Source organism: Xanthomarina arctica (assembly GCF_014638915.1).
GTDB lineage: Bacteria > Bacteroidota > Bacteroidia > Flavobacteriales > Flavobacteriaceae > Xanthomarina > Xanthomarina arctica.
The window spans coordinates 652978-675787 of the sequence record NZ_BMFQ01000001.1; the positions used below are offsets into that span (position 1 = coordinate 652978).

Consider the following 22810-nt stretch of genomic DNA (forward strand, 5'->3'; position numbering starts at 1 on the left):
TAAAAGGTAGTGATAATAGCCAACCTATTTAAATTAAAAGTAGAGAAAATTCTGGAAATCAAGATTTGAATGGATGTCTTTCTTCCCAATCTTGTTTCGGATTCATCAGTTTAAAAATATACTTTAATACGGTATTCATAACCCAATTGGTATGTTTCATGTAAAGAACCATTTTTTTAGGCTTGGCTCCTACCGAACTTTTAATTGCCATAGCCGTTCTTGCATAAACAATAGAAGAAAAATTGTTTTCAATACCAAAGGAAGCCATATCGTAAAGCATGTTTAGATATAACTGATTGGCGTATTGATGCTCACTATCATAACCCAGAAAATAAGTTTCCAATGCTTTTCCATTTAATATTAAAGTATAAAACCCAATAAGTTGGTTGTCCAAATAATATCCGAACACTTTGAAATGATCTTTTAGATGCATTTTAAAGCTGTAAAAATGATTTTCTGGAAGTATGAACGTGTTTATTTTAGCATGCTCTGAAACGTTTTTATAAAGCGCGTGGAGCAGAGATTCATTCTCCTTTATATCTTCTAAGTTCAATTCACGTTTTTGAACCTTTTTAGACTTTTTTCTGGCTGTTTTATATCTATCTCGATACTTTTTATTTAAATCAGCATAATAATCGTCAAAATGATTCCAATGGCTTTTAACGGCCATGATCATGTTTGGTTGCGCTATGACTTTGTGAATTTGATGGACACCGAATAATTCTGCTTCTTCGTGAATATCATCATCAAGAAAAAAATCTTTAAGCATAATCATTCGAATACGCTTATTCTTATTGATTTTTATATCTTTTTTAAGCTGAAGGGTCGCTTGATAAATATGTTTGAGAAATTCTGATTGAGAAATTTCATGCACATTAAAATATAAACCATGTTGGCCGGTTTGCGTTAAATTTCCAACAACCAGAACATTTCCTTTTAATAATTTAGAGACTGAATTTTTAAATTTTTCAACAAAAAGGCTGTCCGTTTCATTTCTAAACATGTCCTTTAAATACAATTCGACACGCTGAATTAAAGCGATTCCAATTAAAGTTTCATCTTTAAAAACACCTACATAATTTAAAGATATATTATTAGGCGAAGCTTGCTCCAAAGCTTTAAAATAAGCTGTTTGCAAAAAAATATCGTGCACAACAAAACCATCCCATTCGGGAGGTAGTTGTTTATAAGAATTATAGATTTTATAGTTTATCAAAGTGAAAAATAAAAAAGACTGAAAATAAATTATTTCAGTCTTTAAATAAGTTAAATCATTACAAAATTAGACCCAGCCACAAACAATGCCACCCATTAAAATAGCACATAGCAACCAAAAACCACTATTAATCCATATGTATTTCCAACTTTTACGTTCAAATAAGGCATTGATTGCCATTACTGGAAATAAAAGTAAAACACCTGCTATAAAACCATGCAAAGCGCCATGCTTAAAGGTTCTAAAAGCCATGCCGTAATCGGACATAAAAGCATTATAAGAAGGTAAAGCCTTGGAAGCATCACCTCCAATCATACCTAAAGCTCCAGTTTGGTGATTGGTTAAAAACTGCAAAGCAAATGCAAATAAAAATGAAAAGAGAAAAGTCAATCCAAAAATAACAGCCATATTTCCTCCTTTTAAAGATTCGGCAGTTACACCAGATTCACGCATCCAAGCATTTCCAAAAGTTTTTGGATGATACCAAATAAAACCTATAACAAGTGGTACAAAAGCGGCAACCAAGATTGCCAAAAAATTATATTCCATAATAATAATTTGTTAGTTAGTTGGTTAAAGGTACTTAAAATAAAGAGAATTAAATAAATAAAAAAGCCTCGAACTAATTGATTCCGAGGCTTTAAAAATTATTATAAATGACTTTAAATAGCTTTAGCTTCTGCCACTAAAATGTCGTTTGAGTCTTCTAGTGCTTTTTCTATAAAATCGCTAATGGCTTCATTTTTATCCTGTCCGTTTTTAAGCAAAACATTTAAAGTTAGCATGGCGGCAATTCGGGTTCCAACTTTTTTGGCCGCTGTGTTAAATAAAGGCTCCAATTCTTCATAACTAACGTTTTTAGCTAGTTCCAGAATTTCAGCTTTTATTTTTTCTTGTTTCGCTTCAGGAAGATTCGTGTATTTTTTTCCTAACTGCTGAATCACATCAATAGCCTTACGTTCACTTCGACTGCGCTCAGTGACCACATTATTTTGTTGTGGCTTTGCCACTTGTTTTGCCCAAGAATCTTTTAATCCAACAATTTTATTAAAAATTAAAGTTTCAGACGTTGTATCATTATCAACATTAAAATAACCTAAACGTTGAAATTGAAACCTGTCTCCTACTTGAGCTTCAGCTAAACTAGGTTCTATAAAAGCTTCGACTAATTTTAGAGAATTAGGATTTATAAATTCCATAAAATTCTTGTCTTGATGAGCATCTGGAGCTTCATCTAAAAACAATCTATCGTATTCTCTAACTTCAGCTTTTATAGCATGAGCAATAGAAACCCAGTGCAAAGTGCCTTTTACTTTAATGGTGGTATCTTCAGTATATGTGCAATGAATTTCAGTAATATTACCTTTTTCATCTTTAACAACACCTTCTCCTTTTATGATGTAAGCATTCTTTAAACGCACTTCTTTTCCTAAAGTCAGTCTAAAATATTTGTTATTTGCTTCTTCTTTAAAATCGTCTTTTTCAATATAAATTTCACGAGAAAAAGGCACTTTTCTAAAACCAGCCGCATCATCTTCCTGATTATTTTCTGCTTCCAACCATTCTACTTTTCCTTCAGGATAATTGGTGATAACAACTTTAATAGGATCTAAAACAGCCATTACTCGGGGAGCAGTTTTATTTAAATCTTCGCGAATACAAAACTCTAATAAAGCTACATCAATAACATTATCACGCTTGGCAACCCCAACAGTTTCAACAAATTTTCTAATAGAATTTGGGGTATAACCACGACGACGAAGGCCGGAAATAGTTGGCATTCTTGGATCGTCCCAACCTGAAACTATCTTCTCTTCTACCAATTTTAGCAACTTACGTTTACTCATAATGGTATAACTTAAGTTTAAACGAGCAAACTCACGTTGTTTTGGAAGCATTGGAAGACTTTCGGGCTGATACTTGTATATTTGGTCTTTAAACCAATCGTAAAGTTCTCTGTGAGGCTTAAATTCAAGAGAACAAAGCGAATGAGAAATTTGTTCTATATAATCACTTTCTCCATGAGTCCAGTCGTACATTGGATAAATACACCAATCATTTCCAGTTCTGTGATGTGCTTTCTTTAAAATACGATACATCAAGGGATCACGCATCAACATATTTGGGTGTTGCATGTCTATTTTAGCACGAAGTACGTGAGAACCTTCATTAAATTCGCCATTCTTCATACGCAGAAACAAATCCAAATTTTCTTCAATGCTTCTATTTCTAAAAGGTCCATCGACACCAGGTTGTGTAGGCGTTCCTTTTTGTTGCGCCATAGCTTCGCTAGATTGCGAATCGACATAAGCTTTCCCCTCTTTAATAAGATCTATAGCCCAATCGTATAACTGTTGAAAATAATCTGAAGAATAGACTTCATTAGCCCATTTATAACCTAACCAGGAAATATCAGCTTTTATAGCATCTACATATTCCTGTTCTTCTTTTGCTGGATTGGTATCGTCAAAACGCAAATTTACTGGTGCGTTGTATCTTTCACCTAAACCAAAACTAATTCCAATGGCTTTGGTATGACCAATATGCAAATAGCCATTTGGTTCTGGAGGAAAACGAAAACGCAAAGCTTCTTTTTTTAAGCCATTAGCTAGATCTTCTTCTATAATATGCTCAATAAAATTGAGTGATTTTGCTTCTTCAGACATAAGATATTCTTTATTCAAAATATGAAGCACAAAATTAGGTAATTTTACACTAAATGTAACATCTGAAGCGTTTTTCATACCTATAAATAAAACAAAATCATGGAACACAGAAATTACGAATGCCCAAAATGTCATGATCGCACTTATGATACAGACCAAATGCAAGCAACTGGTGGACTTTTCTCTAAACTTTTTAACATTCAGAATAAAAAATTTACCTCAGTAACTTGTACAAAATGTACCTATACAGAGTTTTATAAATCCAAAACCAGTAGCATAAGTAATATCTTTGATTTCTTCACTAATTAATTATTTAACTAAAAATTTATTTTAGATATTTTACAAACCTGACGTTCTGAATAGTATTTTTGCGTTATGGGAATTATTAAAGTTGAAAATATCAGAGTTTTTGCACATCATGGTTGCTTAAAAGAAGAAACTAAGATTGGTTGCGATTATAGTGTGGATTTAGAAGTAAAAGCTAATTTACAAACCTCTGCTAAGACAGATGATTTAAGCGATACCGTTGATTATGTTTTTCTAAATAGAATTGTTAGAGAAGAGATGCTAAAACCTTCTAAACTATTGGAAACAGTAGCTAAACGCATTTTAAAAAGAATTTTTTCTGAAGATCAACTTATTAAAAAAGCGACTATTTGTGTTAGCAAGCTAAATCCTCCTATTGGTGGTGATGTTGAAATGGTTACAATTAAAATGACAGAAAAGCGTAAAAAGTGACATCTAACTAGTGTAAAACCTTTATTTTTTTTACATTTGCAATCGTTAATTCGTAAAAGAATTAAACATATTCTTGCTTATGCAGGAACTAAAAGGGTGTCGTGGCCGAGTGGCTAGGCTCAGCTCTGCAAAAGCTGCTACAGCGGTTCGAATCCGCTCGACACCTCAAAGAAGAGTTACCAATAGGTAGCTCTTTTTTTTTGTTTTAAATTTTAAGAAAATTAAAACACTATTAACTATAATAAATTATAATATTTAGAAGTTGAAAAGACCTGCCAGGTTTTAAAAACCTGGCAGGTCCAGAAAGGAAAATAATTTATTAAAAATCAATTAAACCAAACGGCGTAACGTTGTCTTCTTAACTCTGCATGAAAAAAACGACACTATTACTTTTTATGATTTTCGGATTAAATATTATTTCTGCTCAAGTAGAACAGAATATTTATGAATTGAACACTATTGATAATCTTTTAAATAATGAGGTTAAAGTTATCATAGATAAAAACTTGACTGATAAAACAGTTGTTTTCTTAGGAGAATCAGAGCACAATAATGGTTCAGATTTTTTAGCTAAAACGGAATTTGTTAAGTATTTAGTATTAGAAAAAGGCTATAAGGATATTGCTTTTGAAGGTGATTTTTTCGGACTTTATTTTGACCATAATAAAATAAACTTATCCTCATTTTGGTCACGTTCTATTCAATGCCTAGAACTATTTGAATTTCTAAAAGAACATCATGTTACCATATGGGGCTTTGATAACCAAATGAGTTCAGGCTATACATGGAGTAATTTTACAAATAAATTGACTGAATTTCTAAATAAAAATGAAATCGCTTATAATGAAGACTTTGTTCTTTTAACTGAAACATTTATTAAACATAGAAAAGATGCAAATAAATATCTAACCAACCCTCAAGTTGATTATTTAAAAAGCGAAATTAATAGTTTATTGAAAAATGATAAAATAATTAAAGACACTCTTTGGTTCCAAATTTTACAAAACTATAGAAGTGCTATTATATTAAATACAACTTATGCAAATAGTCAAAAAGGAATTCCACTGAGAGATAGCCTAATGGCAAAAAACTTGGACTTTTTAGTTAAAACGATGACTAATAAAAAGTTCATTGTTTGGGTACACAATGGCCATATGGCAAAATATGAATATGATTTTATGAAAGGACAAACTATGGGTAGTCAATTTGTAAATTCTAATCCGGATGTTTCTTACCACATAGCCTTTTCATCCATATACATGCCTTATAGAAAACCTAAATGGATAGAAAAAGCTAGCAATGACGAAGATGACTTACTTCATTTTTTACCTTCTATTGAAAAAAATTATTTTATTGACTCCAAACAACTAATTAGTAATTATCCAGAATATGCCGAAAAAGAATATGAAGGCATGTTTAATCTTGAGAAAAACAATACGAATTGGTTCAAGCATTTTGATGCATTAGTTTTTATATCAAAAGGGGAAATAGTAAAATATTCTGAATAAAATTAGACCTGCCAGGTTTTAAAAACCTGGCAGGTCTAGAATAATTTATAAAAAATCAATTAAACCAAACGGCGTAACGTTGTCTTCTTAATTCTAAAGCTACTTGTGCTTCCATTTTAAGAGCATCTGCGCGAGAACTTATTGGATCTATATAATTGTAAAGACTTGGTCTTAAATAAGAACCGTATTTCTCTACAATATTTGAAGATAGTTTATATCCTTTTTTATTTCTATGCCCTGTTTTGTGTTGTTCAAAACGCTCTTTAGGTGTCTTGCTAGTCATCCCGACATATAAACATTCCAAAACGCCATTAAACTGGGGATTAGCTTCACGAAATTTCCTATTTTCAGTAAAAACACGCTTGGATAATTCTACAACATAAATGCGATATAGTGTTTTTGCCATTAGATAAAGAAACAAATTACTACCAGTACCAATGTTTTGGAATCAAAATCTGATAAATAATGCTTAATTAATTATTTTTTATAAGATCAATCTGCTCTAGTTTATCTTTTAAAAGCTCCTTTTCTTTTGGGAAAAATGCTTGAAGTAATAATAGAATACCAAATCCTAAAATAACTAAAGAAACAATTTTCTTAGTTTTAAAAATACGTCTGGGAGTTAATTTGTTTTTAAGGGTTTTTGCGGCTGCAATTTTCAACAAGTCCACTAAAAAATAAACGGTTAGAATAGTTCCTAAAAAAACCCAAAGTTGATTATTAGATTCCGTAAAAGAACTTCCTATTACAATAAATCCTAACCAACCTAGCAGAACTCCAATATTAATAAAGTTTAACAGAAAGCCTTTAATAAACAATTTACCGTAGTTTTTTTTGAATTCTATTCTGTGGTATTCTCTAAGGATATCACGGAAAGATTTAGATGCTTTTATAAAAGAAATAATTCCATAAGCTGTTAGTAAAACACCACCAAAAACTAGAAAGTTTGGATCGTCTTTTATTTTATGAAGCAACTTACTTGTACTATAAAATGCAACTATAATAAAGAAAATGTCGGCTAGAATAACTCCAGAATCAAAAATCAAAGCACTTTTAACCCCTTTTGTTGCGCTAGTTTCCAAAAGCACAAAAAAAACGGGTCCTATAGTGAATGATAAAATAATACCAAATGGAATTGCTGTAAGAATAGCATCTTGCATACAAACGAGGTGTTTTATACAAAGCTACATAAAATTTTTAGCGATTTAATGGAAAAAAGTAAGTAGCTTACCTTTAGACCTATTAAAAATAAATTAAAAAATAATCTTTTTTAATTTTTACGGATAATTTTACCTCCAAAAACCGTGTTTTCAGTAACTGTTTCAGGATTCCCATAGATATAAGCTGTTCCACCTGCCTTAACCTTAACATCAACTTCTTTTGTTGCTTGTAAATGAGCTTCGCCAGCAGCTTTTATATTCACTTTTGCAGTATCACTTAATAAATCTTTTCCATGATACATACCACCAGTTGTTAAAACGATGTTTTGATTTTTTGTATTTCCTGAAACTATAATATCACCACCTGTAATTGATTTTGCTTCAACATAAGTAATATCCTCAACCATGACTTTAATTTTTCCACCTTCTTGAGCACGAAGATCTATTTCAAACTGATTAATAACATCGTTAGAACTAATAAAAGTACCTTCATTTGCATCTATGATATCTACCTTATTGAAATATAATTTAACTGTGGTATTGGCTCCATCAAAAACTTTTGCAATACTCATCTTTATTTTTAAAACCCCATTTTTATTAACTAGAACCACATCGCTTGTATTACTACCAGTAATAACCACTTTATTAGAATCTGATTTTATAAGCTCTACTTCTATTCTATCATAAACTTTAAGTTCTTTAAAATCTCCTAAGTTTGTTTCAATTTGTGCGTTTATACTTGTTGCTATTAACAACAAACCAGCTATAATTATTTGTTTCATCTGTATTATTATTTTTTAATAAAATTTAAAGGAATTATTGAATTATGGTAAATCAATCCTTATTCCTCATGCTTACCAATTAAGGTAAAATCTAAATGTTTTTTAACTAAATCTGTATCTTTTACCTTAACTACTACCTCGTCTCCAAGTTGATACATGGTTTTAGAATTCTTTCCAATAAGTGCATAATGGTCTTCATCGAATACATAATGATCGTCTTTCATGTTTCTAACACTCACCATTCCTTCACATTTATTAGAGATAATTTCTACATAAATACCCCAATCTGTAACTCCTGAAATAACTCCAACAAACTCTTCATCTTTATGATCTTGCATAAATCTAATTTGCATGTATTTAATGGAATCTCTTTCAGCCTTGGTTGCTAAATTCTCCATGTTACTTGAATGGTTGCATTTATCTTCGTAAATATCTTCACTTACCGATTTTCCACCATCTAAATAATGCTGTAACAAGCGATGAGCCATAACATCTGGATAACGTCGAATTGGTGATGTAAAGTGACTGTAATAATCGAAAGCCAAACCGTAATGCCCAATATTCTTTGTTGTATACTCGGCTTTACTCATGGTTCTAATGGTTAAAGTATCCACTAAATTTTGTTCCTTTTTACCGTTTACTTCACTTAATAAATTATTTAAAGATGAAGCAATACTCTTTCTATCCTTAAAATTTAATTTATAACCAAAACGACCAACTACATTTTGTAATGCCGCTAATTTACTTTCATCCGGTTCGTCGTGAACACGATATATAAAAGTCTTTTTTGGAGATTGTTTTCCTATAAATTCAGCAACTTTTCTGTTTGCTAACAACATGAATTCTTCAATTAGTTTGTTAGCATCTTTACTAGTTTTAAAGAAGACACCAACTGGGTTAGCTTCTTCATCTAAATTAAATTTCACTTCCACTTTATCGAACGAAATAGCTCCAGAACTCATACGTTTTGTACGCATAATTTTAGAAAGTTCGTTTAATTTTAAAGTAGCAAAAGCTACTTCTGGCGTGGTTTGATATTCTGAACCTGAAATTGCAACTTCAGCTGGAATAGTGGTATCTATGGATGATATATCTGCCTTCTTAGGAACAACAGGATTATTTTCTATAATAGCTTGTGCTTCTTCGTAAGCAAATCTAGCATCACTATAAGTTACAGTTCTTCCAAACCATTCATTTTTAACTTCTGCTTTATTATTTATTTGAAAAACCGCTGAAAAAGTATATTTCTCTTCGTTTGGTCTTAGTGAACAAGCATTATTAGATAAAACCTCTGGAAGCATTGGTACCACACGATCTACTAAATAAACCGAGGTTGCTCTTTCATAAGCTTCATCGTCTAAAATAGTATCTGGTTGCAAGTAATGAGACACATCTGCAATATGAATTCCTATTTCATATAAACCATTATCTAAAACTTGAAATGATAAAGCATCATCAAAATCTTTAGCATCTTTTGGATCTATAGTAAAGGTTAGCACATCTCGCATATCGCGACGTTTGGCTATTTCTTCTGGAGTAATGGAAGTATCAATTTTGTTCGCAAATTCTTCTACTTCTGGAGGAAATTCCAATGGCAAACCATATTCAGCTAAAATGGCATGAATTTCTGTATTATGCTCGCCAGGTTTTCCTAAAACTTGCAACACATGTCCATTTGGAGAATCGGAATTATCCGGCCAATCATCTAGAGAAACTAGAACTTTATCGCCATCTTCCGCTTTATTAATTTTACTTATAGGTACAAAGATATCTTTGTACATTTTAGTGCCATCCACTACTACAAAAGCAAAATTATTATTTTTACTAAACTGAATAACACCAACATATTCGCTCTTTGCGCGTTTTATAATACTGGTAATTTCGCCTTCACGTTTCCCACGTTTTAAGCGTTTGTAAGAATAAAATTCTACTTCATCTCCGTGAAGCGCTTTGTTCATGTTATTTGAAGCTATATATGTATCTTCTTCAAAATCGTCGCAAATAATATATCCTGCACCTCTGGAAGCCATATCGACTCTACCAATGTGATATTCTGTATTAACAATGGCTTTAAATTTACCACGTTCTACTTCTTCAATTTCTTTTTCAATTTTAAGTTGTTGAAGTTTTTTTATAATTTGATTGCGACTGCTAGCATCGTTAACGCCTAGTTTTGAAGCAATTTGTTTATAGTTAAAGGATTGGTTTCTATCTTTTTTTAAAATACTTAGAATGGTATTTGTAAGGTTGGAAATCTTGTTATTTGAAGGTTTCCTGTGTTTCTTTTTTGTCATGTATTAATTGTAATCATTTCATTCCTTTAGAAAAAGGAATCTTATAGTTTTATAAACATAATACTTTTAGAGAAGAGTTTAACACTTTCACTTTAATTATTAGTAGTGAACAGGTTATTAGAAGTATTAAGTTTATGCAAAGCTACGTTTTTATTATTAAATGCCTGTTTCTTTAATATTAAGTTAACGTAAAAAGGCTTACAAATTAATGCAAACCTTTATTTTTTTTAATAATATTTAGTTATTTACTCAATAACAAGTTGCTTGGTGGCTTTTCCTTGACTTGTTTCTATTTCTACTAAATACATACCTGGAGATAAATGAGTAGTATTTATAACTTTTTCTTTTGAAGTACTAATAAACTGCCCTAAAGTATTATAAATATTTGCTTGTTTAAACTCTAATCCTTCTTGTAACTGAATGTTTACTTGATTATTGGCAGGATTTGGATATAAACTAAATTTAGATAATACAAATTCGTCTGATGATAAAACTTCGCTTAAATCGTATACCTTAACTTGACCTGAATTAATTCCGTTTTCAGAATTAGAATGTGAACCAATAATAATGGTATGACTATCACCAGATAAACTAATATTACTACCAAAATAATCATTTTCGTTTTCTCCATTTATACTATTCCCTATTTGCGTCCAACTATTCAATATGTACTTAAATATCTTTACTTGACCTGAATTCCACAAATTATCTTCATTATTAATACAACCAATTGCTAATATTGATCCATCTGAAGATAAACTAACACTTGTTCCTAAATTCTCACCAGGAATATCACCAAGTATATTATTTCCTATTTGTGTCCATACTCCTAATATATTTTCATAAACTTTTACTTGTCCTAAAAAATCATTATTATTTCCTGAAGCACCTATAGCTATAATTTCACTATTAGAAGATATTGAAACAGTCCAACCAAAAAAATCCTCAGCTTCATCACCATTTAAATCTTGTCCTATTTGTGTCCATATTCCTTCTAAATTTTCATAAACTTTTACTTGACCTGATTGATTTCCATTAATATCATGGCCTAAAGCACCTATTATTAAAGTATTACCATCTGATGATAAGTCAATACTATCTCCAAACACATCACTAATAAATTCACCTTCTATATCAGCTCCTATTTGCATCCAAACTTCACCAACGTATTCGTAAACTCTAACATAACCTGATAAATTATCATTATACGTATAACTAGGTGCACCCATTGCCACTATGGTACCATCTGATGAAATACTAACTGATAATCCCAATTGATCTAATGATGTACTTCCATTCAAATCTTGACCAATTTGTGTCCAAACATCATTAATATTCTCATAAACTCTTACTTGTCCTGATGCAGGACCATTTGCATCATTAGCATAAGCACCTATAGCAAGTATATTACCGTTTGCTGATAAGCTAGTGCTTACACCAAAACCTTCATATGATATTCCATTACTAATATCTTGTCCTATTTGTGTCCAAACACCACTAATATTTTCATAAACTGCTACAAATCCAGAAGATTCACCATATTCAGAACTGTACATAGAAGTAATTGCCACTATGTTACCATTTGAAGAAATTGAAACATCCTTACCTAAATAATCATAAGCTTCTTCTCCAAAAAAAGTTTGACCAATCTGAGTTTGACTAAAAATTAAAAAAGGAAATAGTAAAAAAAGTAAAGTATGTTTCATAATAAGTAAGATTTGGATAGTATAAAGATACAAAATATGTTACTCTATAACTAATTGCTTAGTTGCTTTTCCTTGATTGGTTTCTATTTCTAATAAATACATTCCTGGAGATAAATGAGTGGTATTAATTACTTTTTCTTTTGAAGTACTAATAAACTGACCTAAAGTATTATAAATATTTACTTGTTTTAACTCTAAATCTTCTTGAAATTGGATGTTTACTTGGTTAATAGCTGGGTTTGGGTATAAACTAAATTTAGATAATACAAATTCGTCTGATGATAAAACTTCGCTTAAATCGTATACTTTAACTTGTCCAGAATCATTACCATTTCCAGCATTATGGATAGCTCCAAAAGCTACTATACTACCATCGCTAGATATAGAAACACTATAACCACTAAGATCTTGAGCATCTTCACCATCCATATCATTTCCTATTTGGGTCCAAGACCCATCTTGATTTTTATAAACCCTAACATGACCAGAATTAAGACCATTTACGCCATTATTAAATTCAGCACCAATAGCAATTATAGTACCATCACTTGATAAAGAGACGCTATTACCACTAAGATCTCCTTCTGCTTCACCATCTATATCGTCACCTATTTGAGTCCAAGAACTAGCTTGATTTACATAAACTCTTACATGTCCAGAATTAATACCATTTCCATCGTTATCTGGAGTTCCAATAGCTACTATACTACCATCACTAGATAAGGAGACACTATCACCATATTCATCAAATTCATCACCAGTATCTTCAGGAATAATATCAGCGCCTATTTGATTCCATACTTCAGATACAGCATCGTATTCATGAATTCTTATTTGTCCAGGATTACCTTCAATTCCAATAGCCCCAACAGCTAATATAGTACCATCACTGGATAAAGAGAGTCCACTACCCATTTGATTATTAATAGCTTCGCCATCTATATCTTGTCCTATTTGAGTCCAAGATCCACCTTGATTTTTATAAACTCTGACATGACCAGAACCACTACCATTTTCATTATTAGCTAGAGCACTAATAGCAACAATACTACCATCACTAGATAAGGAAACTTTCCTACCACTGCGATCACCACTACGTTCCCCATCTATATCCTCGCCTAATTGAGTCCAAGTAGTCGTTACAGAATTGTATTCATAAACTCTTACATGTCCAGAACTAAACCCATTTGCTCCATAATTATTAGGCGCACCAATAGAAACTATAGTACCATTGCTAGATAAAGAAACACTTGTACCACTTTGATCACCAGAAGCTTCCCCATCTATATCTTGTCCTATTTGAGTCCAAATTCCACTTATATTTTCATAAATTCTTACATGACCAGGTGCTTGATATATACCACCACTAGTTCTATTATAACGACCTCCAATAGCTATAATATTGCCATCACTAGATAAAGAGACACTATAACCACTTTCATCACCTGCAGATTCACCATCTATTTCAACACCTATTTGAGTTTGCGAATGACTTAAAAAAGGTATAAATATTAATAATTGTAATATTTTTTTCATGATTTGGTTTTAGTTTTTTATCAATTTAATGGCTTTAACACAATGATAAATAAATTATATTACTTTTTAAATAATATGAAATAAAACCCTTATTTTTTGTCCTAAAATTATAATTTACTATCTATTATTAGACTTTAATAAATTTTAATAACTGTATAAATTTATAGGTTTTATATTTTACTATGACAATCCAGAAATTAATTCTTTAAAGCTGAATTTTATAGTTATCCACATATATATAGATAATCAACTTTTTCTTTTAAAATTTAAAAAAATATTGTTGATGATTATAGTGTGTTAATAGCGTCTATAACTTTATTGAATTTTATTTTGATACTATCTTATTGACGTTCTATTAATATGTAATTAACAATTACTTTACATTTAAGAGCTTCATTTATAGCGTTATTTAAAAAGCTATTAACAACTTTTACGCGTTGTTAACAAGTGGTTTTTATTAGAAATGACTCATAAGATTTTCTATTTTTAATGTTTATAACCTAAAAATTTGGTCTGAAAACTTGTCTAAAAATAGATGAGTTATATTTAGGTATTTTGATCCCTATTTTTGATTGGAAAAATTACTGGATAAACCATGTTTTAGTTTTAAATAATTATAAACAGTTATTAACAGGTTATGAGTTTTAATATGGATAGCTATTAACAATTGAATTTTCTTGTTTACTAAAGGTATAAAAAATATAGAGGTATGTTACTACATTTTGTACCTTTACAGTAACAAAAACACAACTAAAAAATGAAAATTTCAATAGGTAACGATCACGCGGGAACCGAGTATAAATTTGCTATTCTGAAGCATTTAGAAGCTAAAGGATATGTTGTTACAAATTATGGTACAGACTCCAACGAGAGTGTTGATTATCCAGACTTTGTACATCCTGTTGCTCAAGATGTGGAATCTAAAAAAGCAGATTTCGGTATTATTATTTGTGGGAGTGGTAATGGTGCAAACATGACAGCTAATAAACATCAAGGTGTTCGTTCTGCATTATGTTGGACTAAAGAAATTGTTGCCCTTGCCAGACAGCATAATAATGCGAATATTTTAAGTATTCCATCACGTTTTACAGCTTTACCACAAGCTATTGAAATGGTAGATACTTTTTTTGAAACCGCTTTTGAAGGTGGACGTCATGAAAACCGAGTAAATAAAATTGCTGTGTCTTGTTAAATGAGCCAATCTCACAATAATCACACGCATGATTATAAGGATGTAAAGGATAGAAATCTTCTGATATCTATCTTTCTTAACATCTTAATTACTGTTGCTCAAATTGTTGGTGGATTAGTTTCTGGAAGTTTGGCTTTATTAAGTGATGCTTTACATAATTTTAGCGATGTTATTTCTTTAATTGTAAGTTATGTTGCTTCAAAATTATCTAAACAGAAAGCTTCAATCAATAGAACCTTTGGTTATAAACGTGCCGAAATTTTAGCCGCTTTTATTAATGCGTCAACTTTAATAATTGTTGCCATTTTATTGATTATTGAAGCAGTAAAACGTTTTCAACATCCTCAGGAAATAGAGACACATCTGGTTATTTGGCTATCGTTAATAGCTGTTTTTGCCAATGGGTTTAGTGTTTTATTACTTAAAAAAGATTCTAAAAATAACATTAATATCCGTTCAGCTTATTTACATTTATTAACAGATATGTTAGCAAGTGTAGCCGTATTGATTGGAGGCTTGTTAATGAAGTATTACCAGGTGTTCTGGGTTGATAGTTTGCTAACGTTTTTAATTGCTTTATACTTGATTTTTGTGGGTTACGACTTATTAAAAACCTCAACTAAAATGTTGATGCTTTTTACGCCAGACCATATTAATATTAAAGAGGTTGTACGAGTTGTTAATCAGTTACCAAAAGTTAAAAAATTACACCACGTTCATATTTGGAATTTAAGTGACAATGAATTGCATTTAGAAGCTCATTTAGATTTAGAAGAGAATATTTCAACTCGAGAGTTTAACGATCTTTTACTAGTTATAGAAAGTGTGTTGCATGATGAATTTAACATCAATCATGTTACCATTCAACCAGAATATAAAAAGGAAGACCCTAAAGAAGTTATTGTTCAAGATTAACTAATTCCTGCGAAGGCAGGAATCTTAAATTAGAATTTAAGTTATTTATAAAATTAAACTATGTTAGATATACAAACTAAAACTTTTAACGATTTAAACATCCAGGAGCTCTACGATATGCTTCAATTAAGAGCTGAAGTATTTGTTGTAGAACAAGATTGTGTTTATCAAGATGTGGACGGAAAAGACCAAAAGGCATGGCATGTTTTGGGTTATAAAGACAGTAAATTAGTTGCTTATACTCGCGTTTTTAAACCAGGAGATTATTTTAATGCAGCCAGTATTGGAAGAGTTGTAGTATCTGGAAATGAGAGACAACATAAGTATGGTTATGATATTATGAAAGCTTCCATAAACGTCATTAAAGAAGATTTTAATGAAGCAACTATTAAAATTTCGGCACAATGTTATTTAAAAACTTTTTACAATAATTTAGGGTTTACAGAAACTGGAGAAGAATACTTAGAAGATGGAATTCCACATATGGCAATGATAAAAAACTAATTAGTTTCTCCTACATAGGTGATTAAAATTTCCACACGTCTATCGAATTTAGGTTCACCACCTAAAGGGAATTTTCTACGCATACCAACGTATTTCATACGTCTTTTATCTACGCCTTTTTTGGCTAAATAATCGTAGATATATTTTGCTCTAGCAAGAGATAAATTGCGTTGTTTGGTTTTTCTATCAAGCGCATCTCTACTATTTTGAGTACAGCATACATGGCCTTGAATGGTAAAGTAAATATCTTCTCTTTCAACCATGATTTTTGCCATGTCTTCTAAAGTTTTTTTAGATTCTGGCAATAAAACGCTATAACCAGTTTTAAATAGAATATTTTCTAGTAATATTTTGTCTCCAGCTTTTAAATTTTTATCATTTAAAGATTCTGTAATGTCTTTTTTTTCTGGTTGTACAAGCTCCCTTGGTGGATTGTAGGGTTGGACTATAATCTCTACTTTTCGGTTTAAACCTCTTATTTTATTTAGATCTGCTTCTTTTATAAGTTTCACTAATATTTTTCCCTTACCATCAACATTGGTAATTATACTTTCGTCAAATTCGTTGTTAGAAAATATGGTTTTAATAGCGTTTGCTCTTTCTTGGGAAAGCACGAGATTATAAGAATCACTTCCTCTGTCATCTGTAAAACCGTAAATAGATATTTTTTGAATGTCAAGAGCTTCAATTTCCGAAAGAAACATAAGTAATCTACTATGTTCCGTATCTGGAACTAAAAATTCATCCGTTTCAAAATAGACCTCATGCGTCAGCTCGGTTTGAGCTGTAACATTAATACCAATTAAGAATAACGTTAAGATGGCAAGTTTTTTCATAGTAGGCACATGAGATTTCAAGTAAATATAAGTATTTACATTGAATTTTTCAATGGAACTGGAATTACCTTAAATAGTCCTTGTATTTAGTAGGGTTCGAAAGAATTTCTGTAGCTTTTTTAATTTCAGGATTGTGGTTTAAATAAAAATCGTATAAACCTTCTCTGTAGACATAGCGTTTTACAATTTCGTCTGTTAACAATGATAAAATCTTGTCTTTATTTTCATTAACAGCTAACTCTTTAGAGTTTTTTAAGTTTTTTAATAAGGTGTTATAATCTGCTTGAATATTATCGTCCAATTCTTCTTTTACAGCATTTTCGTAAACACTATTTAAAGATTTTTCAGTTTCTGTTACGAAAGAAAAATTATTGGTATTTAAATAATCTTTAAAATTTTTGAAGTCGGAGTCTTTTAACTCGAAATCATTGATATCAGTTATGTTTTGATGATTATAATAGTAATTTGTGGCGTAATCGAAAATAAAATAATCGTTTAAGATAGCATCTGTAATAGCTGAATTTTCAGATATTTCAATAGTTTCATCAGGAAGAACGCCTCCACCATCAAAAACAGGACGTCCATTTTTAGTTTTAAACTCGTGATATTCTTTACTATCAATTCTTACAGCATTTCCTTCATCGTCTCTATTCCAGTAATCCAAAGACTGAATACATCTCCCTGAAGGCGTATAATATCTGGAGATGGTAATTTTTAGCTGTGTACCATATGCTAAGGGTTTAGGACGTTGTACTAAGCCTTTACCAAAACTTCTGGAACCAAGAACCACAGCTCTATCAAGATCTTGAAACGAACCAGATACAATTTCACTTGCCGATGCGGAACTTCCATTAATTAAAACCACTATTGGAATTTCAGTATCAATAGGATCTTTTTGTGTGTAATAGGTTCTATTATATTTTTTAACTTTCGATTTTGTAGTAACAACCAATTGCCCTTTTGGAACAAATAAATTGACCACATTTACAGCTTCGTGAAGCAAACCACCAGGATTACTTCGAAGATCTAAAATAATGCGTTGGGCTCCTTGAGCTTTCAAATCTTTTAGCGCATATGCAGTTTGTGAGGAAGCTTTATTATTAAAAGTACTTAATACTATATAGCCGGTTTTGTCGTTTATCATAGAAAAATAGGGTACAGCATCAATTTCTATTTCAGAGCGCTTAATAGATGTTTTAAATTCTTTTCCCTGGCGTAAATAGGTGACTTCTACTAAAGAATTTGGTGTGCCATTAAGTAAGTTGCCAGCATCGTCTTTATAGGTTGCAATAACTACGTCTTCTACTTTAATAATTTCGTCACCGGCTTTTAATCCAGCTTTATCTGCAGGGTAATCTTTGTAAGGTTCTACTATTACTAACTTATCTTTTAAGGTTCTTACTTTGGCTCCAATTCCTGTATAATCTCCAGTTCTTCTTATGCGTTCTGCTTCGACATCTTGTTCATTATAGAAATTGGTATATGGATCCAAATCCTTCAACATGCTTTTAATGGCTGTATCCATTAAATCTGCAGGATTGGTTTCATCCACATAATTCATATTAATTTCTTTGTAGAGCGTGGTGAAAATTTCTATTTGCTTTGAAATTTCAAAAAAATCGTTTTGAAAAGCTGATGATGTAAAAAATACAATGATAGCCAATGCAGGAATGATGATGATTTTCTTTAATCTGGTTTTCATAAGAAATTTATTCTTTAATGCTTTTTTCTATAAATTTTTGAAGCAATTTTTTCATTTTGTCTTCAACTTCAATGTAAGTTGGCTTTTCTTTCCCAATGTACAAAATCATAAACGCATATTGTGCTGTCATGTTGTTAAAATAAGTTGCCTTGTGTAATCTATAGGCTTCACGTAACAAACGTTTAATTCTATTTCTATCTACAGCTCTTTTAAAATTCCGTTTGGATACAGATACTCCTGCTTTTACTTTTAGAGTATCATCTTCCAACGTGGTTTTTAAATACACCATTCTTAAAGGATAGGCTGAAACCGAATTTCCATCGAGGAATAATTTCGAAATAAGTTTTTCGCTTTTAAGTTTTTCTTTATGTGAATAGGATGCGTTCATAATTTATATAGAAAACAAATGTAAGAATTCCTACCATGATTAAAAGTGAAGGTTGCAGGGAATTTTATAAGCCTCTTTTTTATCTCATTTTTAATAGGAAAGAATAAAAAAAGACTGCCTTATTTAGACAGTCTTTTTTTAAGAAATTATTTTTTGAAAGCTTTACATCTCAAATTTATTATTCACTTTATTGATATCAGCCATTAACTCTTTAGGATCTATTTGAACCGATTTAATTGGTTTAGATGCTTCGAAGGTATAAGTTGGGTAAGCCCACGCCCAGTTAGGTTGTGGTGTTGCAGTAGTTGGTTTTTTACCACGCATCATACGTAAAGGAATGTAATAATCTTCTGTAGTCCCGTCTGTATAAGTTATTGTTAAGTCTATAGGCATTGGCATAAGTCCAATACGTTCCAAAGTAACAATATTACCACTAACAGCTTTTACACCATAATCGATAGTATTGGTTGTTTGTCCAAAATCTGTTAAATACCAATCTAACTCCAAATTAGTAATTTTTTCAGCACTTCGAATAAAATCGTTGGGTGTTGGGTGTTTAAAAGCATTATCCTTATAATACTTTTTAATTGCTGCTTTTAAATTATCTTCTCCAATAACATAACCTAATTGCGACATAAAAACTTCACCTTTACTGTAAGCTGAAATGCCATAAGCTTGATTGTATTCAAATCTATCTGCATGTGTAGTTAAAGCTTGTTCTTTTCCTGAAGTAGCCAAATAAATATAACCTTTATAGGCATTTTCGGCAGGATTTTCTTCTTTAGAATCCATAATATCATTCATAGCATAATCGCTAATGTAACTTGTAAAACCTTCGTCCATCCAATAGTATTTAAGCTCGTTTGTAGCTAATAAAAACTGAAACCAAGTATGTGCTAATTCGTGAGCTGTAACACCTATTAAACTTCCTAATTTACGTTCTCCAGTAATTAATGTACACATGGCATATTCCATTCCTCCATCTCCACCTTGAATAACAGAATACTGCTTATATGGGTATTTACCAATATTTGTACTGAAATATTCCATCAACTCAACTGTTTTTGGCTGTAGTTTTTTCCAGTTTTCAAGATAAGTAGCCTCTAAAGTCTTTTTATAAAAGAAGTGTAGCATAGGACCATCTGGAACCTGCATGGTATCATGAATAAATTCTGGATCTGCAGCCCATGTAAAATCGTGAACATTAGGCGCTAAAAAGTGCCAAGAAAGTTTGTCACCTTTTTGTTTTTTTACTTTTTCAGTTTCGTATCCATGACCAATTTCGTTCGGGTTTTGTAAGTAACCTGTACCGCCAAGAACATAATTTTTATCGATGTTTATTGTTACATCAAAATCTCCCCAAACGCCATGAAATTCTCTTCCAATGTATGGATCTGCATGCCACCCTTCAAAATCGTATTCAGCTAATTTAGGATACCATTGCGTCATTGATAAGGCAACGTCTTCAGAACTATTTCTTCCAGAACGACGAACTTGTACTGGGACTTGACCATTAAAAACCATATCGAAAGTTACTTTTTCGCCTGGTTGAATTGGTTTGTTTAATTGCACTTGTAAAACAGTTCCAATGACATCGTAATTTAAGATAATACCATTTTGCTTTAATGAAGTTACTTCTATATAACCTATTTCTTTTGGAGTTAATTTACCAATTCTATCTCCAACACGACCATCCGGATCTGCAATAGTTTGAGATCTAACATCCATTTCGCTTCCTGGTTGGAATGCATTAAAATACAAATGATAATATACTCTATTCAACACATCTGGAGAATTGTTTGTATAAACCAATTGTTGAACACCAGTGTATTGGTAGTTCTTTACATCCATGGAAATGTCCATTTTGTAATCTACATGCTGTTGCCAATAACCTGGATTGATTTCAGACTTATAAAGATCTATTTCTTGAGCATTTGCTGTCGAAAAAATAAAACTCAGACTGAATAAGGATAAAAAAAGATTTCTCATTTTTAAAGTATTAAAAAACCCCATCTTTTGAAAGATGAGGTTTCGATTTATTAAATTTACTTAGATAATTGCTCTGCCATAATAAGTGCATTATAAGCATTTACAATTTTTGCTGATTTTGATAAATCACCAATTGGCTGAATATCTTCAGTATCTCCACCAACAATTACTTTTGTAGATAAAGCTAGTCCAGAATCCATGATAATTTGTTTTACTTGCTTAGCAGTAAGGTCTGGATAATAAGACCAAATTAAAGCAGCAACACCAGCAACTGCAGGAGCAGCCATTGAAGTTCCACCTTTAATATCATATTCGTTTTCTGGAGTTGTAGAGTAAATTTTCGCTCCTGGAGCAAAAACATCTACATTAATTTTTCCATAGTTAGAAAAAGCAGCAACCATATTAGAACCATATTTAGGCTCTAAAGCACCAACAGTAATAAATGTTTCAGATACTTCTGGACCATTATCTACTTGATCGTTAGGGTAACAAGCTATTAGGTCTAAATCTAAACCTTCGTTTCCTGCAGCATTTACAAAAATAACGTTGTTTTCACTAGCATAAGCAATAGCATCTCTTACCCAATCGCTATGTTTTGAATAATATTTACCAAAACTTCCGTTAATTACTTTTGCACCATTATCTACAGCATATCTAATAGCTAGAGCAACATCCTTATCTCTTTCATCTCCATTTGGAACAGTTCTTAAGCTCATAATTAATACGTTATTAGCAACGCCATCAACACCTAATCCGTTACCACGTGAAGCAGCAATAATTCCTGCAACGTGTGTACCATGACTTTCACCTTTTTCTGAAGGAAGTACATTGCCATTACCGTATCCAACATCTGTTAAATCGTCTGGATTATCTCCTGTAGTTCGCCCATTAAATTCAAGATTCAAGTTGGCATTTAATTTATCTGAAAAATAATTAAGACCTTCATTGATAGAGGTTAGGGCAACTTGAGTATTATCGAAACCATTTCCGTACATAAAGTTTAATACACCTGTTGCTTTAGTTAAAGCTTCGTCTTCTGAAGTGATTGCTTCTACTTGGGCAACTGTATAATCTTCTGTACCTAAATATTTAGATACTAATGAATCCGCTTCTTTTACTTGCGCATAAATTTGATCGTATTGTGCTTTTCTTTGAACGGTTTCATTATATTCTTTATCATATTCAGCTTGTGCTTTTGCAAAATCTGGATGATTAGTATCTCCCATTGCAAGAATACGCACATATTCTAATTGCTCATCGTAAGCATCACCTAAATAATTCCAACCATGAATATCGTCTATGTAGCCATTGTTATCATCGTCGATTCCATTTCCAGCAATTTCACCTTTATTAACCCAAATAACATCTACTAAATCTTCATGTTCAATGTCAATTCCAGAGTCTATTACTGCAACGATTACTGTTTTACCTTTTTTGTTTTTAATAATTTCGGCATAAGCTTTTTCAACGCTCATTCCAGGAATAGTATCTTTTACAAGATCTAAATGTCCCCATGTGTGTTTTTCGTTTTCAGTTAATTCTGATACTTTTAAAGTAACAGAATCTATGTTTTCAACAGGAGTTGAAACAATATCAGCACCTCCACCACAACTAGATAATGTGGTAGCAACAATTGCTGAAAGTAATAAAGGTTTCATTAATTTCATTTTGATAAAAA

General features: G+C 31.4%; 20 protein-coding genes and 1 tRNA gene. 7 read left to right on the plus strand and 14 right to left on the minus strand.

Annotation, left to right across the window (positions count from 1 at the left end; all coding sequences use genetic code 11):
- Window positions 1–58 precede the first annotated feature (58 nt).
- The 3 genes from IEV77_RS02870 to IEV77_RS02880 form a co-directional block, all read right to left on the minus strand.
- A complete protein-coding gene (locus tag IEV77_RS02870; protein WP_188461662.1) occupies window positions 59–1216 on the minus strand; it encodes a GNAT family N-acetyltransferase in 1158 nt (385 codons plus the stop codon).
- 66 nt (window positions 1217–1282) lie between these two features.
- Window positions 1283–1765 (minus strand): DUF1761 domain-containing protein, encoded by a 483-nt coding sequence (locus IEV77_RS02875; protein WP_188461663.1) that lies wholly within the window; start codon window positions 1763–1765, stop codon window positions 1283–1285.
- 113 nt (window positions 1766–1878) lie between these two features.
- Complete coding sequence (locus tag IEV77_RS02880) at window positions 1879–3882, minus strand: glutamine--tRNA ligase/YqeY domain fusion protein (protein ID WP_188462949.1); 2004 nt, start codon at window positions 3880–3882, stop codon at window positions 1879–1881.
- Window positions 3883–3981: 99 nt separating this feature from the next.
- Here IEV77_RS02880 and IEV77_RS02885 point away from each other — a divergent pair, with 99 nt between their 5' ends.
- The 4 genes from IEV77_RS02885 (at window position 3982) to IEV77_RS02900 (ending at window position 6128) form a co-directional block, all read left to right on the plus strand.
- A complete protein-coding gene (locus IEV77_RS02885) occupies window positions 3982–4191 on the plus strand; it encodes a zinc ribbon domain-containing protein (protein ID WP_188461665.1) in 210 nt (69 codons plus the stop codon).
- Between the two features lie 66 nt (window positions 4192–4257).
- Complete coding sequence (gene folB, locus IEV77_RS02890; protein WP_188461667.1) at window positions 4258–4620, plus strand: dihydroneopterin aldolase; 363 nt, start codon at window positions 4258–4260, stop codon at window positions 4618–4620.
- Window positions 4621–4715: 95 nt separating this feature from the next.
- A tRNA-Cys gene (locus tag IEV77_RS02895) sits at window positions 4716–4786 on the plus strand.
- A 202-nt stretch (window positions 4787–4988) separates the two neighbouring features.
- Entirely contained in the window at window positions 4989–6128 is a 1140-nt protein-coding gene (locus IEV77_RS02900) for an erythromycin esterase family protein (RefSeq protein WP_188461669.1), read from the plus strand.
- 55 nt (window positions 6129–6183) lie between these two features.
- On the opposite strand, the gene IEV77_RS02905 is transcribed toward IEV77_RS02900, so the two are convergent.
- The 6 genes from IEV77_RS02905 to IEV77_RS02930 all read right to left on the minus strand — a co-directional run bounded on the left by IEV77_RS02905 (window position 6184) and on the right by IEV77_RS02930 (window position 13606).
- The gene (locus tag IEV77_RS02905; RefSeq protein WP_188461671.1) at window positions 6184–6534 is read right to left on the minus strand and encodes a ribose-5-phosphate isomerase; all 351 of its coding nucleotides are present in this window, start codon (window positions 6532–6534) and stop codon (window positions 6184–6186) included.
- 67 nt (window positions 6535–6601) lie between these two features.
- The gene (locus tag IEV77_RS02910; protein WP_188461673.1) at window positions 6602–7288 is read right to left on the minus strand and encodes a LysE family translocator; all 687 of its coding nucleotides are present in this window, start codon (window positions 7286–7288) and stop codon (window positions 6602–6604) included.
- 110 nt (window positions 7289–7398) lie between these two features.
- Window positions 7399–8070, minus strand: coding sequence for a head GIN domain-containing protein (locus tag IEV77_RS02915; RefSeq protein WP_188461675.1), 672 nt, complete (start codon window positions 8068–8070; stop codon window positions 7399–7401).
- Between the two features lie 59 nt (window positions 8071–8129).
- Entirely contained in the window at window positions 8130–10364 is a 2235-nt protein-coding gene (gene rnr / locus IEV77_RS02920) for a ribonuclease R (RefSeq protein ID WP_188461677.1), read from the minus strand.
- Between the two features lie 245 nt (window positions 10365–10609).
- On the minus strand, window positions 10610–12070 hold the full coding sequence (locus IEV77_RS02925) for a T9SS type A sorting domain-containing protein (protein ID WP_188461679.1): 1461 nt from the start codon (window positions 12068–12070) through the stop codon (window positions 10610–10612).
- Between the two features lie 39 nt (window positions 12071–12109).
- Entirely contained in the window at window positions 12110–13606 is a 1497-nt protein-coding gene (locus IEV77_RS02930; protein ID WP_188461681.1) for a T9SS type A sorting domain-containing protein, read from the minus strand.
- A 757-nt stretch (window positions 13607–14363) separates the two neighbouring features.
- On the opposite strand from IEV77_RS02930, the gene rpiB reads away from it, so the two are divergent.
- The 3 genes from rpiB to IEV77_RS02945 are packed head-to-tail and all read left to right on the plus strand — an operon-like array spanning window position 14364 to window position 16217.
- Complete coding sequence (gene rpiB, locus IEV77_RS02935) at window positions 14364–14798, plus strand: ribose 5-phosphate isomerase B (RefSeq protein WP_188461683.1); 435 nt, start codon at window positions 14364–14366, stop codon at window positions 14796–14798.
- On the plus strand, window positions 14799–15713 hold the full coding sequence (locus tag IEV77_RS02940) for a cation diffusion facilitator family transporter (protein WP_188461685.1): 915 nt from the start codon (window positions 14799–14801) through the stop codon (window positions 15711–15713). It begins immediately after the preceding gene.
- A 60-nt stretch (window positions 15714–15773) separates the two neighbouring features.
- Window positions 15774–16217, plus strand: a complete 444-nt coding sequence (locus IEV77_RS02945; protein ID WP_188461687.1) for a GNAT family N-acetyltransferase — start codon at window positions 15774–15776, stop codon at window positions 16215–16217.
- On the opposite strand, the gene IEV77_RS02950 is transcribed toward IEV77_RS02945, so the two are convergent.
- The 5 genes from IEV77_RS02950 to IEV77_RS02970 form a co-directional block, all read right to left on the minus strand.
- Window positions 16214–17053: an OmpA family protein gene (locus IEV77_RS02950; protein ID WP_188461689.1), complete on the minus strand. Its 840-nt coding sequence runs from the start codon at window positions 17051–17053 to the stop codon at window positions 16214–16216. The two genes, IEV77_RS02945 and IEV77_RS02950, sit on opposite strands and share 4 nt — an antisense overlap.
- A 64-nt stretch (window positions 17054–17117) precedes the next feature.
- Complete coding sequence (locus IEV77_RS02955) at window positions 17118–18755, minus strand: S41 family peptidase (RefSeq protein WP_188461691.1); 1638 nt, start codon at window positions 18753–18755, stop codon at window positions 17118–17120.
- A 7-nt stretch (window positions 18756–18762) separates the two neighbouring features.
- The gene (gene rnpA / locus IEV77_RS02960; RefSeq protein WP_188461693.1) at window positions 18763–19143 is read right to left on the minus strand and encodes a ribonuclease P protein component; all 381 of its coding nucleotides are present in this window, start codon (window positions 19141–19143) and stop codon (window positions 18763–18765) included.
- Between the two features lie 162 nt (window positions 19144–19305).
- Complete coding sequence (locus tag IEV77_RS02965; RefSeq protein ID WP_188461695.1) at window positions 19306–21132, minus strand: M1 family metallopeptidase; 1827 nt, start codon at window positions 21130–21132, stop codon at window positions 19306–19308.
- A gap of 56 nt (window positions 21133–21188) precedes the next feature.
- Window positions 21189–22799 carry a S8 family peptidase gene (locus tag IEV77_RS02970; RefSeq protein WP_188461697.1) on the minus strand — a complete coding sequence of 537 codons (1611 nt, stop codon included), beginning with the start codon at window positions 22797–22799 and terminating at the stop codon, window positions 21189–21191.
- Window positions 22800–22810 lie beyond the last annotated feature (11 nt).